The sequence below is a fragment of the Pseudomonas sp. LS1212 genome, assembly GCF_024741815.1.
In the GTDB taxonomy this organism is placed as follows: Bacteria; Pseudomonadota; Gammaproteobacteria; order Pseudomonadales; family Pseudomonadaceae; genus Aquipseudomonas.
Window position 1 is genome coordinate 5,475,171 of the sequence record NZ_CP102951.1, and the last position, 13,403, is coordinate 5,488,573.

The 13,403-nt window shown below is 60.2% G+C and carries 11 protein-coding genes; 5 read left to right on the forward strand and 6 right to left on the reverse strand.

From position 1 onward, the window contains the following. Positions 1–30: 30 nt before the first annotated feature. The 6 genes from betT to epsC form a co-directional block, all read right to left on the reverse strand. On the reverse strand, positions 31–1,986 hold the full coding sequence (gene betT, locus NVV94_RS25665; RefSeq protein ID WP_258447826.1) for a choline transporter BetT: 1,956 nt from the start codon (positions 1,984–1,986) through the stop codon (positions 31–33). A gap of 206 nt (positions 1,987–2,192) precedes the next feature. Then, positions 2,193–3,428 (reverse strand): hypothetical protein, encoded by a 1,236-nt coding sequence (locus NVV94_RS25670; RefSeq protein ID WP_258445068.1) that lies wholly within the window; start codon positions 3,426–3,428, stop codon positions 2,193–2,195. 5 nt (positions 3,429–3,433) lie between these two features. Beyond that, positions 3,434–5,938: a TcfC E-set like domain-containing protein gene (locus NVV94_RS25675; protein WP_258445069.1), complete on the reverse strand. Its 2,505-nt coding sequence runs from the start codon at positions 5,936–5,938 to the stop codon at positions 3,434–3,436. Between the two features lie 80 nt (positions 5,939–6,018). Further along, positions 6,019–6,501, reverse strand: coding sequence for a fimbrial protein (locus tag NVV94_RS25680; protein WP_258445070.1), 483 nt, complete (start codon positions 6,499–6,501; stop codon positions 6,019–6,021). A gap of 37 nt (positions 6,502–6,538) precedes the next feature. After that, complete coding sequence (locus NVV94_RS25685) at positions 6,539–7,273, reverse strand: molecular chaperone (RefSeq protein ID WP_258445071.1); 735 nt, start codon at positions 7,271–7,273, stop codon at positions 6,539–6,541. A 197-nt stretch (positions 7,274–7,470) separates the two neighbouring features. Then, positions 7,471–8,421 (reverse strand): serine O-acetyltransferase EpsC, encoded by a 951-nt coding sequence (gene epsC / locus NVV94_RS25690; protein ID WP_258445072.1) that lies wholly within the window; start codon positions 8,419–8,421, stop codon positions 7,471–7,473. A gap of 207 nt (positions 8,422–8,628) precedes the next feature. On the opposite strand from epsC, the gene NVV94_RS25695 reads away from it, so the two are divergent. The 5 genes from NVV94_RS25695 (at position 8,629) to NVV94_RS25715 (ending at position 13,241) form a co-directional block, all read left to right on the forward strand. Next, entirely contained in the window at positions 8,629–9,627 is a 999-nt protein-coding gene (locus tag NVV94_RS25695; protein ID WP_258445073.1) for a D-cysteine desulfhydrase, read from the forward strand. Between the two features lie 145 nt (positions 9,628–9,772). Next, positions 9,773–10,567, forward strand: coding sequence for a cystine ABC transporter substrate-binding protein (tcyJ, locus tag NVV94_RS25700; RefSeq protein WP_258445074.1), 795 nt, complete (start codon positions 9,773–9,775; stop codon positions 10,565–10,567). After that, the gene (tcyL, locus tag NVV94_RS25705) at positions 10,564–11,232 is read left to right on the forward strand and encodes a cystine ABC transporter permease (RefSeq protein ID WP_258445075.1); all 669 of its coding nucleotides are present in this window, start codon (positions 10,564–10,566) and stop codon (positions 11,230–11,232) included. Before tcyJ ends, tcyL begins: the two co-directional genes overlap by 4 nt. Positions 11,233–11,236: 4 nt before the next feature. Further along, positions 11,237–11,989, forward strand: coding sequence for an L-cystine ABC transporter ATP-binding protein TcyN (gene tcyN, locus NVV94_RS25710; RefSeq protein ID WP_258445076.1), 753 nt, complete (start codon positions 11,237–11,239; stop codon positions 11,987–11,989). Positions 11,990–12,518: 529 nt separating this feature from the next. Next, entirely contained in the window at positions 12,519–13,241 is a 723-nt protein-coding gene (locus NVV94_RS25715) for a hypothetical protein (RefSeq protein WP_258445077.1), read from the forward strand. Positions 13,242–13,403: the final 162 nt, after the last annotated feature.

Consider the following 13,403-nt stretch of genomic DNA (forward strand, 5'->3'; position numbering starts at 1 on the left):
CACCAACGGCGGCTTGATCTGACCCTTGCCTCAGCGCACCAGATGCAGGAACTGCAAGTGCCGCTCGTACTGGTCGAGGATGTCGTTGATGATCTGCTCCTTGCTGTAGCCGACCAGATCGTAGTCCTGGCTACCCTCGCTCAGATGCACTTCGGCACGATAGTAACGGCGGTTCTTCAACTCGGGAGTTCCCATGCCGCCACGCGCGAAGGAGGGCGTGAAATAGCCGCGCATCTGCACTTGATAGATGAACGGGCGCTCCTCGCCATGGCCGACTTCCAGGCTGACGTTATCGTGGTTCAAGTCCTCCTGCGTGGCCACGTTCAGCCCTTTCTCGGCGAACACCTCGGTCACCTCGGCGATGGCCGGGCGCACCGAGCTTTCCATGAAGCGATAAACCTCATCGCGCGACGGGAAATGCAACGCATGGCTCAAGCGCTGCCGCCAGCCACCGCGGCCGGAAGCCGAGACCGGCGCCAGCGAATAAAGCTGGGCAATCTGTCGCTGCGATTCCAGGTAGAACGCCTTGTGCAACCCCCACATCATCGCCAGCAGAATCAGCGAGAACGGCAGCGAGGTCAGCACTACTGCCGATTTCAATGAGTCGATGCTGCCGGCGAACAATAGACCGCCGGTGACCAGCCCGGTCATCACCCCCCAGAACACGCGCAGCCAGTTCGGCCCGTCCTCATCGGCGCCGCCGCCACGCGCCGACAGGGTCGAGAGCACCACGGTGCCGGAGTCGGCCGAGGTCACGAAGAAGACGAAGCTGATCAACACCGTGACGGCGATCACCGTCTTGCTCCAGGGGTAGGTCTCCAGCAGCAGGTAGAGGGTCATCGAGGGATTATCGATGGCCGATTGGCCCAGCGCGGTCATGCCGTGATTGAGCACTTGATCGAGGGCGCTGTTACCGAAGATCGACATCCAGGCCAGCGTGAAGCCCAGCGGAATCAGCAACACGCCGAAGACGAACTCGCGAATGGTCCGCCCACGCGAAATACGGGCAATGAACAGACCGACAAAGGGCGACCAGGCAATCCACCACGCCCAGTAGAACACCGTCCAGTTGCCCAGCCAGTCACCCGGGTCCTTGTAGGCGTAGACATCGAAACTCTTGCTCGGCAAGGCGCCGAGGTAGTCGCCCAGGTTCTGGATCAAGGTATTGAGCAATTGCTGGGTGGGACCTGCGAACAACACGAACAGCAGCAGCGCGCAGGCCAGCAACATGTTGATGTCGGACATCACTCGCACGCCCTTGTCGACCCCGGCGACGGCGACAATGATGGCCGCGCCCATCATCAACGTGATCAGGATCACCTGCACCCATTGGGTGTGGGCAATGCCGAACAGGTAGTCCAGGCCGGAATTGAGGTGCAGTACACCAAAGCCCATGTCGGCACCCAGGCCGAAGACAGTGGCGATGATGCCGAAGCCATCGACCGCATAGCCGATCGGCCCGTTGATGCGTTTGCCAATCAGCGGATACAGGGCCGAACGCAAGGCCAGCGGCAGGTTGTGACGGTAGGCGAAATACGCCAGGGCCATGCCGACGAAGGCGAACACTCCCCAGCCATGCAAGCCCCAGTGCAGGAACAGCAACTGCATGGCCTGCCGCCCGGCTTCCCGGGTGCCGGCTTCGCCCTGGGGCGGTTGGAGCATATGGGTCAGCGGCTCGGAAACGCAGAAGAAGAACAAGGTAATGCTGATGCCGGCGGCGAACAGCATGCCGGCCCACGACAGGTAGCTGAACTCGGGCTCGTCGTGGTCGGCACCGAGCTTGATCTTGCCGTAGCCGGACAAGGCGGTGACCACCACGAAGACCAGGTACAGCGTCATCGCCAGCATGTAATACCAGCCGACCGTGTTGGCCGCCCAGTTCTGCGCCGCCAGCAACCATTGCCCGGCGCGCTGCGGCTGGGCGATGACCACCAGGCCGAATAACAGGATAAAACTCGCCGAGAAGTAGAACACCGGCGGGTTCATGCCGATCCTGGTGGCGCTTGTTGAGGTAGAGGTATTCACGTGTTGAACACCTCGCAGACGAAGGGAAACTCCGGATAGAACAAGATCGGCCTCCTGGCGTGCTTAACTTGAACAAGCATTCAAGTTAAGCACGAATCGGAAGGCCAAGACCAATCGACGGGATCGCCGGTCGCTCACCGCCGGTCCGCTGGAGTGATGCAAAGCCTTTAGATCTGCGCCTCGAAGTGAATCGTCACGACGCCTTCAAACTGGCTGCCAGGATGATCCAGCATCCGGGTTACGGCCGCAGCCTGGGCCTCGAAATGCAAGGCAGCCGGTTCATTGAAGGCCGCATTGACGGTGCGAAACGCCAGCGCGCCACCTGCTCCGACCGGCAAGCGCTCACGACGCACCGGGCGACCGCTGGCGACCTGGACATGAGCGGGCAATGTCACGGCGACGCTGTAGGGCACCAGCACATCGTCGGTGCCGCGCTTGCGCATGGCGCACTGGCCCGCCGACTGGTACTGGCAGGTGGTGTACATCTTGAACGGGCCGGAGGCCCAGACCCTGAAGGGCATCTCCCGCTGCAGGCCGGTCGGACGTTGGCCTTGGTGTACCCAACTGCCCCAGCCCCCCTTTGGCTCCAGAACGGCCAGATTGGAGCCTGGCGGGAACTCGGTCTTGAGGTGATGGTTGACGGCCAGTTCGAAATTCAGGGTCACCGTGCTGGTGCTCAGGTTGCTGACACCGTTGCCCGGATCGAAGTCCCCACCCGGGCCGACAGTAAAGGTCTGCTGAGCGGAGTACATGCCATTGGGCAAGTCCAGCGGTGGCGGCAGCATCAATTCGAAGCCGATGCCGAACTCATCGATGTCGACCGGGTTGAGAAAACCAGTCTCCTCGTTGAGCGAATGGGAATGGCATCCCGTGGGAGCCGCAGGACTCCTGGTGGCCCATACGTAATAAACCTCGGTGGGCCGATGCGCATAGTAGAATGCCTGAAGATATTGGCATCCCCCGCCTACATACGCTGTGTTGAGGGGATGACTGTTGCCGCCGCCGTTACGAGCGCTTGCTTTCTGGCTGATATGTGTCATGCGGAACTCGACCGGATAACTGCCCCCCGTGGCGTTATTGGTAATCCTGAAGTTGCGCTGAGCAGGCAGTTGGATGAAGAATCGATCCCGTACGTCGCCGGCTCCGCGTTCGGTCTCTTTTGAATAGGTAACAGGCAACCCCACCGAGAAAGCATTGAGCCCACGACAATGGTTCGGCCAGCGAACGCAAAAGGCCGCTTGTGGCGTCGTATTGATGAAGCGGGTATTCATTGGGTCCTTCGGGTCCGGCTCGTAAAACGCCTTGATCGTCACCGTTTGCGCCTGAACTGACAGCGCACCCGCCGCCAGCAGAACGACCATGACCAGACGCATCAGCGCACACTGCAATTTAGAACGTGGCATGACAATCAACTCCTGGCTCCCGGGTGCATGTCATTGATGGCCAGGCTCGACTTCTCGCAGGAGACGTCCCCAGCCAGTAATACATCCTGTTCACGACGATGATCGCCTTTGCCCAGATCCAGCAGGCAGAGGGTGGCATCGCGCAGGCGCACCTCCAGTGTCGGCGTGGTTTGGCTCATCTCAACGGCGAAGAAGCCGTCGGCCTCAGTGACGCTGCGGCTGGCATGATTGATCAACAGGGCTCCGCTCAAAGGCCGGCCGCGCCCATCGACCAGGCGGCCGATAACGGTCAGGGTCTTCATCACCCTGATCTGCTGGTAGCTCACGCCACCACGGTTGAGGTGGTAGCCGACTGCCTGCGGCTGGATGCTGGCGGCATGGGCTTCGTCGCCGGCGAAATCGAACTGGACGCTGCCGGCCTTATAGGCCGTGACCGGCACGACGTTACGGCCGGGATGCATAATCGCCGAATAGCCATTGAGATCGTCTGCCCGCAGAGTGATCGCTTCGCCGTCGGTTTCCACGTCAACGATCAGGCCGGCCTGGAAATTTTGGTAATCGCCGGAGGCCGCCAGCGTTCCTGCCCCCAGTGCCACGGTACTATCCAGGTTCAGCCCGCCCAGCCAGGCATTGTCCAGGGTCGATTGCTGCGCATGGATATCGCCGCGCAGGATCTCGTTCTGGTAACTGGCGCTGCCGCCCACGCCTACGCCATAGCGATCGGCGGTCAGGGATGTGGAAACAGCTTGCAGCGCTCCTTCGGTGAACGTTTGCTGGTAAATCAGCGAGGCATTCTGGTCCCGGCCACCGTCGCGGGAGGTCCGGCTGCCAAAGCTGCCTGACACGCGCCGACCGTCCCTGCCCAGCAACACATTGAGCGACAGGTCGAAACCGCGATTGCGACGCTCACCCGTGCTGAGCGTGCCCGGGCGATCGAACAGTGACAAGCGCCAGGTCGAATCGGAGCCCAGGAACTTGCCGCTACGTAGCCAGCTGATATCCAGACCGGCACCCTTGAGCGCGCCATTGCTATGGGAGAGGCGCACGGTGGCGCTGTCCTCGCGGGACAAGCGCTGCTGCAACGAAATCGAGCTTTGCTGGACCTGCTCCACTTGGCTGGCCCGCCGTCTGCGATCACTTTCATAGCGGGTGACATCCAGCCAGCTACGGCTGTGGTTGAGCACCAGGCTACCCTCGCGGTGCCGGTAGATGCCCTGCAGATCGAAACCATTGCCGACGCCCGCCGTATGGAACAGGTTGCCGTAGAATTGCAGGTCATCGCGCACGGCCCAATCGAGCGCCGTGCCGTATTGCATGGCCTCGTCCACCCGTTGTGCCGACAGTCCGACGACCGCGCGCGGGTGAGCCAGATAATTGGCAACGACCCCGGCACTCAGTTGGCTGCTCTGCTCATCACTCCAATTGCTCAACAGGTTGCTTTGTTGACCGATGAAGGCACTGTAACGCAACGGCTGGTCGGGGTTGCTCCAATTACTGGGCTTGTAAATGAATTCCTCATTGCGCTGGGTCACTTCACCGTCTTCGACCAGGCGCACTTCGATTTCATAGATACCGCCGGGCAATCTGCGCGTATCCAGGGTCTGCAGCCCCGGTTGGACCGGCTGACTGTTGATCAGCACGCCGTTGCGATAAATTTCTACCACCCCGGGACGAGTGGGCGTGACATGGATCGGCGTGGCGCTTGGCATCCCGTTGTCGATGGCCAGCAGATCGCTGGTGCCATACATGACCCCGACCGTACCCTCCGGACGGCTGCCCAGCAGGCGCGGCTGGCGCACGATGCCATTGTCGTCGGGGGTGAAGAAGCCCAACCGCCAGAAATGATCTTCAACCAAGCGTTCCGCGTACAACTGCTGGGCATAGTAGCGAAGCTTGTCTGCGTCCTGACTGTCGGCACTGCGGTGAAACTGGCCCCCAGCCACGCCGGTCCACAGGCCCAGGCTACCCTGCGCCTCGAAGGCGTAGCGGCCCGAGGTCGGCTGGCCTTGTCCGCCGGTAAGGTTCAACTGGTTACCGATCAACAGGCCATGGCTACCCTGATCCGGAAGGCGGTGGTAGCGCGAAGCCTGTGCATCATGCTCGGCCTTGCGCGTCAAAATCGAAACCTGGGACGTCACCAGGCTGTAGTCCAGCGCCAACAGGTCATGCGGGCAGGCCTTGCTGCACGCGCCCAACGGCCAGCCATCGGCGAGGGTATCGCGCCAGCGCTGCTGCTCGATCGGGCCATAGGCGCTCTCGCTCAGCTCGGTGAACTCTATGAGTTGCAGGCTTTCATCACGCCCCAGAATGACCAATGCTTCGCCCAGAGGGCGACCGTCGAGGTTCACCCGCACCGCCAGCGGCACATCGAAAAAATGCGCGTGAAAGTCGGCCGGCAGCCCTTTGGCCTGGCCCAGCACACCCAAGGGGCTGGCACTGGTGTGCATGCCCATTCCCAGGGTGCCCAGGCACAGCAGCCCAAGGGCTGCCCATCGAAATCGGGAGCTCATACGGAAACTCGAGTAAAGCCCTGAACAGCCGCTCGCGATGCGAGCGACTGTGGGTTTCAGGGAGATGAGCGGGAAGGGTGTTACGGCGCGGCGGTTTCGAACATCATGCCGACCATGCCCTGGTAGGAGCCCGGCACGTAACTGCCGCTGGTGGGGGCCAGGGCCGCCAGTTCGAAGTCCACCATTCTCCCGCCCGTGGCTGCGCCATTTGGAACAACGATGTTACTGGCGGTCGTCAACTCGACACCGTGCACCTTCACTTGCAGATCAATCGAGTTGCCGCCACTGGAAATCGCCGCCGGCGAGGTCAGGTAGGCGCTGATCGGTCCGATGGTGCTTTTGACATTGAACTGCTTGCGCAGCGTGCTCAACTCTTCTCTAACAGGGTCCCAGGACAGCTCCTGAGGGACACTGGTCCAGTTGTCACCGACCGGCGTAACCACATAGAAGCTGTCGGTAGGCACGGTGGCGACGACCGTCACTTGGTGCTGGACGGGGTCAGCGGCCTGGGCGCCAACTGCAAAAGCCAGTGCCAGGGGAGCTGCCAAAATTATCTTTTTCACATTAAGCCTCATTGCTTTTCAATCAATGTTGGAGAGATCAACCGGCTATCTCGACGGTGCGGGTCTTCTCACCTTCGATCAGATCGAAGCGATATGAGCGACCCGCGGCTTTCTCGAACACACGCTCAGTGCCGGGACGAACGTGATACTTGCTGGGCACTTCGCACCGCTTGCCGTCGGCGGAACAGTCGTTGAAGTGATCCAGGATCAATGTGGTATTGCCTACGTTGGCGACCAGAAACCGATGCGGTTCTTCCTTGAGTTCGGCGCGGAACAGGGGCTGAGTCGGTCGCACGAACAGAATCGCGCCATAACCGGCCATCACATTGATCCCGGTCGACAAGGCTTGGCGGTAGTCGCTGGATTGACTCGCCGACAGCCCGAAACCATCGCCTTGGTCGGGCAATACTGGCTCGAAACGCACGCGAAAATAGCGCTCGAACTCACGCTCACCCATGTAGAGCAGGCGCAAGGTCTGCATGCCGCTGGCGGGCACGATCAGGCGCGCTGGGCTGACCACCAGGCTGCGCGTGCTGGCGCCTGGCGCGGCATCGCCATCAACAGGCACTTCTCGGCTGTTACCGTCCTGGTCGTAGATGAGTTCGGCGACACTGACCTTGACGAAGGCGGTGGCGTCGCCGGCATTGCGCACGCGTTTGAGCAGCGTGCTTTTCTGGCCTTCCATGTAGTCGTACATGGCGCCGATATTGATATCGGGGGCCGCTTGCAGCATCAGCGGCGCCCATAGCAGAACGAATAGTAGCGGTCTCATATTTCCCGGCTCGCAGAGCACTGCCCCAATCAGCGTGTGGGAGTAGTTTGCGAAAACCGCAGGCTTGATCAGACCGGACGCATCTCAAGGAGACAGGAGAAATTTCCCAAGCTGTTATTGGATTGCAGAGACAAAAAAACCGCCTGATTCGTCATCAGGCGGTTTCATGAAAAACAACTCCCGGGAAAGAAGACCGTTTATTTCTGCGTCCCGTCATCATGCTGCAGATTGGCCTGGGTCAGGTTGCTCCCTGCCGCCACGCTACGCGTCAGCCAGACATTCCCGCCGATGGTCGAACCCTTGCCGATAGTGATTCGCCCAAGAATAGTCGCCCCGGCATAGATCACCACATCGTCCTCGACGATCGGGTGACGTGGCTGCCCTTTCTGCAGCTGGCCATCTTCATCGGCCGGGAAGCGCTTGGCACCCAGGGTCACGGCCTGGTAGATGCGTACCCGCTCGCCGATGATCGCCGTCTCGCCGATGACCACACCGGTGCCGTGATCGATGAAAAAGCTCGGGCCGATCTGGGCGCCGGGGTGGATGTCGATACCGGTCGCCGAATGGGCGATCTCCGAGCTGATCCGCGCCAGCAATGGCAAACCGGCTCGATACAGGTGATGGGCCAGGCGATGGTGGATTACCGCCAGAATCCCCGGGTAGCACAGCAACACTTCATCGACGCTGCGGGCGGCCGGGTCGCCGTGATATGCGGCCAGCACATCGGTGTCGAGCAAGGTGCGCAAGCCCGGCAAGGCCGCGGCGAAGTCCTGGATCAGGCGGACCGCGTGGCTATCGAGCTCGGCATCATCGGCCTTGCCCCTGCGCGCCACATAACGCAGTTCCAGTCGAGCCTGGGCCAACAGCGCGTTGAGGGCGACATCGAGGGTATGCCCGACATAGAAGTCCTCACTTTCCTCACGCAGGTCCACCGGCCCCAGTCGCATGGGAAACAACGCGCCGCACAACTGCTCAAGGATCGTACGCATGGCTTCGCGCGACGGCAGTTCACGACCGCCCTGTTCGCCACTGCTGCGTCCGTTCTTGCTCCGCCACTCATCACGGGCTGCACGCAATTGACCGACAATCGTCTGTAACTGCCAATGTCCTGAACGGCTCTGGGCCTGTACTTGCGCACTCTCGCTCACGGTTGCCACTCCTGCCACGCTTGATGGTCGGCGGCACCGAAAAACTGGCCGCCCTCTGGGCGTCCACTGTACGGCAAATCGTCATGTTCAAAAAATAACGGATTCTGTTCCCAGCGCCTCTCCAAGACATAAGCGCCATTTTCCACGACAGTTGCCCAGTGCCCGATGGCTGCCTATAGTCGAGACTTTTCCTACAGCTGAAATCCCATGATCAATCAACAGCTCGCTCGCTTCAATCGCCTGGATTTACTCGGTGCCCCGACCGCACTGGAAAAGCTCGAGCGTCTGTCCGAGTGGGCTGGGCGCGACATCTACGTCAAGCGCGATGACACCACCCCGCTGGCCCTGGGTGGCAACAAATTGCGCAAGCTCGAATACCTGGCAGCCGATGCACTGGCTCAGGGTGCCGACACGCTAATCACGGCGGGGGCGATCCAGTCCAACCATGTTCGGCAGACCGCCGCCCTGGCCGCCAAGCTCGGCCTGGGTTGTGTCGCCCTGCTGGAAAACCCCATCGGCACTACCCAGAGCAACTACCTGCACAACGGCAATCGACTGCTGCTCGACCTGTTCGACGCAAAAGTCGAACTGGTCGAAAACCTCGATAACGCCGACCAACAACTGGATGCGCTCGCCGAACGCCTGCGCAACAGCGGCAAGAAGCCGTACCTGGTGCCCATCGGCGGCTCCAATGCCCTGGGTGCGCTGGGCTATGTGCGCGCCGGTATCGAGTTGGCCGCGCAAATCGAACACACCGGCCTGACGTTCGCCGCCGTGGTGTTGGCTTCGGGCAGTGCCGGTACCCATAGCGGCCTGGCCCTGGCCCTCAGCGAGGCGCTGCCGCAGTTGCCCGTGATCGGGGTCACCGTTTCGCGCAGCGATGCAAACCAGCGCCCGAAAGTACAGGGCCTGGCCGAACGCGCCGCCGAACTGCTGGGGATGCCTGTGCCCGACAGCTTCAAGGTCGAGTTGTGGGATGAGTTCTTTGGCCCGCGTTACGGCGAGCCCAATGCCGGGACCCTCGCGGCGATCAAATTGCTGGCAAGCCATGAAGGCCTGCTGCTCGATCCCGTCTATACCGGCAAGGCCATGGCCGGCTTGCTCGATGGCATTGGTCGACAGCGCTTCAACGACGGCCCGCTGATTTTCCTGCACACCGGTGGGGCACCGGCATTATTCGCCTACCCTGACATGTGGACGGCTTGATACACGCGAACGCCTTAATTCACAAATAGAATATTAAAATGATTTTTTATTATTTTAAATAATATAACAAATCGCTCTATAGTTTTTCCCGCATCACCTGAAACACGATGATTGCCTGACCTTCACAACAACATTGGGGCTTTTCATGAGAATTTCTGCATTCGGTAAACACCTGCTTTCCGCCAGCCTGGGCCTGGTGCTCGGTGCCAGCCTGCTCGGTCAGGCGGTCGCTGGTGAGCAACTGCAAAAAATCAAGGATGCCGGCGTTATCAACGTTGGCCTGGAAGGCACCTACCCGCCGTTCAGTTTCGTGGATGCAGACGGCAAGCTGGCCGGTTTTGAAGTGGAGTTCTCCGAAGCGCTGGCCAAGGAACTGGGGGTCAAGGCCAAGCTACAGCCGACCAAATGGGACGGCATCCTCGCCGCGCTGGAATCCAAGCGCCTTGATGCGGTGATCAATCAGGTGACCATCTCCGAGGAACGCAAGAAGAAGTACGACTTCTCGACGCCCTACACCATCTCCGGTATTCAGGCGCTGACCCTGAAAAAGAACGAAGGGACCATCAAGACCGCCGCTGACCTGGCCGGCAAGAAAGTCGGTGTGGGCCTTGGCACCAACTACGAGCAGTGGCTCAAGGATAACGTGCCACAAGCCATCATCAAGACCTACGACGATGATCCGACCAAGTATCAGGACCTGCGTGTAGGCCGTATCGACGCCATCCTGGTCGACCGTCTGGCCGCTCTCGAACTGGTCGCCAAGGCCAAGGACACCGCGGTCTCCGGCGAACCCTTCTCTCGCCAGGAAGCCGGCATCGCCCTGCGCAAAGGCGAGCCGGAGCTGTTGGCCGCGATCAACACGGCCATCGAGAAGCTGCGCGCCGACGGCACCTTGAAAAAGCTATCGGAAAAGTATTTCAACGCTGACGTCACCCAATGATCGAAGAAAGTCTGCAGCTTGCGCTGGACTCTGCGCCCTTTCTGCTCAAGGGCGCGTACTACACGGTCATCCTCAGCCTCGGGGGCATGTTCTTCGGCTTGCTGATGGGGTTCGGGCTGGCGCTGATGCGCCTGTCGCGCTTCATGCTGCTGCGCTGGATCGCACGGGTCTACGTGTCGTTTTTTCGCGGCACGCCGCTGCTGGTCCAGTTGTTCGTGATTTATTACGGGTTGCCGCAGCTGGGGCTGGAGCTCGACCCGCTGCCGGCGGCCCTGATCGGCTTCTCGCTGAACATGGCGGCCTATGCCTGCGAAATCCTGCGCGCGGCCATCAGCTCGATCGATCGCGGCCAATGGGAAGCCGCCGCCAGTATCGGCATGACCCGTGGCCAGACCCTGCGCCGGGCGATCCTGCCCCAGGCGGCGCGCACCGCATTGCCGCCGCTGGGCAACAGTTTCATTTCGCTGGTCAAGGACACGGCGCTGGCAGCGACCATCCAGGTGCCGGAGTTGTTCCGCCAGGCCCAGTTGATCACCGCCCGCACCTTCGAAATTTTCACCATGTATCTTGCCGCCGCCTTGATCTACTGGGTTCTGGCCAGTGTGCTCGCACACTTGCAGAACCGTCTGGAAGCGCGGGTCAATCGGCACGACCTGGAGTCCTGACAGCATGATTGTGGTTGAAAAACTGACAAAGAAATTCAATGGCCAGACGGTCCTCGAGGGCATCGACCTGCGGGTCGAAGCCGGCGAGGTCATTGCGATAATCGGCCCCAGCGGGTCAGGCAAGACCACCTTCCTGCGCTGCCTGAATTTCCTGGAAGTCCCCACCAGCGGCCGGATTCGCATGGGCGACATCGAAATCGACGGCAGCCGGCCGCTGAGCCAGCAACAAGGCCTTGTCCGCCGCTTGCGCCAGCAGGTCGGCTTCGTGTTCCAGAATTTCAATCTGTTCCCCCATCGCACCGCGCTGGAGAACGTGATCGAGGGCCCGCTGGTGGTGAAGAAAACCCCACGTGGCGAAGCCGTCGCCCTGGGGCGCAAACTGATGGCCAAGGTCGGCCTGGCAGGCAAGGAAGACGCCTATCCACGCCGGTTGTCCGGTGGCCAGCAACAACGCGTGGCAATCGCCAGGGCGCTGGCCATGGAACCGGAGGTGATTCTCTTCGACGAGCCGACCTCTGCGCTTGACCCTGAGCTAGTCGGAGAAGTGCTGGCGACCATTCGTAGCTTGGCCGAGGAACACCGCACCATGGTCATCGTGACCCACGAAATGAGCTTTGCCCGTGACGTGGCCAACCGGGTGATCTTTTTCGACAAGGGCGTCATCGTCGAACAGGGTGAAGCCAAGGCGCTTTTCGCCAATCCCCAACAGGAGCGTACCCGTCAGTTTCTCAGCAAGTTTCTTACCTCGGGCAACTGACACCCCCTAACTTGATAATTATCTCCGCTTGTCGCGACCTTCGTTGATTGAAGGCCTCGCGACATTGCGCCTGCACCATAAATATATAAGCGCATGTACTTACATACCACCTTATAAGTCACGCCGTGTACCGCGTATAAAATTCTACTTCTACGGAAATAAATCCCCCCTGATATCTTACTGCAATCACCCTCCTTTCTGAACCTGGCCTGAACAGCTAAATCTCAAGCATTACAAGGCTTCCACCCAGTCAGCAACGTACACTCGAGTTAACGATTTCTGGCTTGATCGGTAGTTTCAGCTCATCCAAAAGAAACGGAGGCGTAGGACACTTCTGAACTAATCAAGATCCCCCTTATTCGCTTGACACTTGCCCCCGCAAAAACCTATCTATTCGAACGCCAAGCACATTGCCAACTAAGAGACTTTATATCCGCTGCTCGCATTCGGTTATGTGCATGCCACGAAGAATGTCTGTAACGCGCTGCTTCAGGGAATACACCATCGGATAGCCAGGAGAAACATCAAGATGCCCCATGCGTACAAAGGATCCTTACTGCCGCCGCCCTCACTTGCACACAAGGGCATCGGCCTGCATGCCGCCGCCAATCTTCAGGTCAGGATCGACCCCAGCCCCGGCATGGATGAAGGCGACCTGCTGGAGTTGTTCTGGGACGACTGCTATGTCACTTCGCATCCGTTGACCCAGGCCGAACTGGGGAGGCCGGTCTTTCTCAGCGTTCCGGAAAGCTTCCCCGACGGCGCGACCGCACGGATCCACTACCGATGGATGAAAACAGGGCGTTGCCCGCGCATTTCCTCCTCTCTGCCCGTGCGGATCAAGCTCGATTGCCCGGGTGGCCCGCCGCTTCACCCGGGCGAGGAGGAAAACCAGGCACTGGCGCCGCTTGTGCTGCCCAAGGCCCTGCGCCAACAAGGCATCAGCGCCAGGAATATCAGGAACGGCGTGCCCTTTTCCATCGAGCCTTATCTGAATATGGCCCGTGAGGATGAAATCACGCTGCGCTGGGGCGATGTTCGTCTCGACCTGCCCTTGCTTGAAACCCGCGATGTCGGCAAGACGGTTCACGGCAACGTGCCGACGGCCGTCATTCTGGAGGCCGGCGAAGACGATCATCTGGAGATCAGCTACTGCATCATCGACCGGGTCGGCAACAGTTCGCGCTGGTCGCCACCGCTCTCGCTCAGGGTTTTCGGGCTCGACCGGCACAAGCCTGAGTACTTCTATTGATATTACTAAAAGTTAGTATATTTATTTTTTAAGTGCCATTAGGGTATATATACCGGACCACCGGACCACCGCCTGTTAGTTATCGCTGCAACCCACGCAGCGCTCCATATGACGCGAGGAAGGTATGGTCAGGAACACGATTACCCCAGTGCATAACGCCAG

Excerpts from the sequence above, each read along its gene's own strand:
- NVV94_RS25695 (WP_258445073.1), top strand. The coding sequence starts at position 8,629 with ATGATCAATCAACAGCTCGCTCGCTTCAATCGCCTGGATTTACTCGGT.
- tcyN (WP_258445076.1), top strand. The coding sequence starts at position 11,237 with ATGATTGTGGTTGAAAAACTGACAAAGAAATTCAATGGCCAGACGGTC.
- tcyL (WP_258445075.1), top strand. The coding sequence starts at position 10,564 with ATGATCGAAGAAAGTCTGCAGCTTGCGCTGGACTCTGCGCCCTTTCTG.
- NVV94_RS25685 (WP_258445071.1), bottom strand. The coding sequence starts at position 7,273 with ATGAGACCGCTACTATTCGTTCTGCTATGGGCGCCGCTGATGCTGCAA.
- tcyJ (WP_258445074.1), top strand. The coding sequence starts at position 9,773 with ATGAGAATTTCTGCATTCGGTAAACACCTGCTTTCCGCCAGCCTGGGC.
- NVV94_RS25715 (WP_258445077.1), top strand. The coding sequence starts at position 12,519 with ATGCCCCATGCGTACAAAGGATCCTTACTGCCGCCGCCCTCACTTGCA.
- NVV94_RS25670 (WP_258445068.1), bottom strand. The coding sequence starts at position 3,428 with ATGCCACGTTCTAAATTGCAGTGTGCGCTGATGCGTCTGGTCATGGTC.
- NVV94_RS25675 (WP_258445069.1), bottom strand. The coding sequence starts at position 5,938 with ATGAGCTCCCGATTTCGATGGGCAGCCCTTGGGCTGCTGTGCCTGGGC.
- betT (WP_258447826.1), bottom strand. The coding sequence starts at position 1,986 with ATGAACCCGCCGGTGTTCTACTTCTCGGCGAGTTTTATCCTGTTATTC.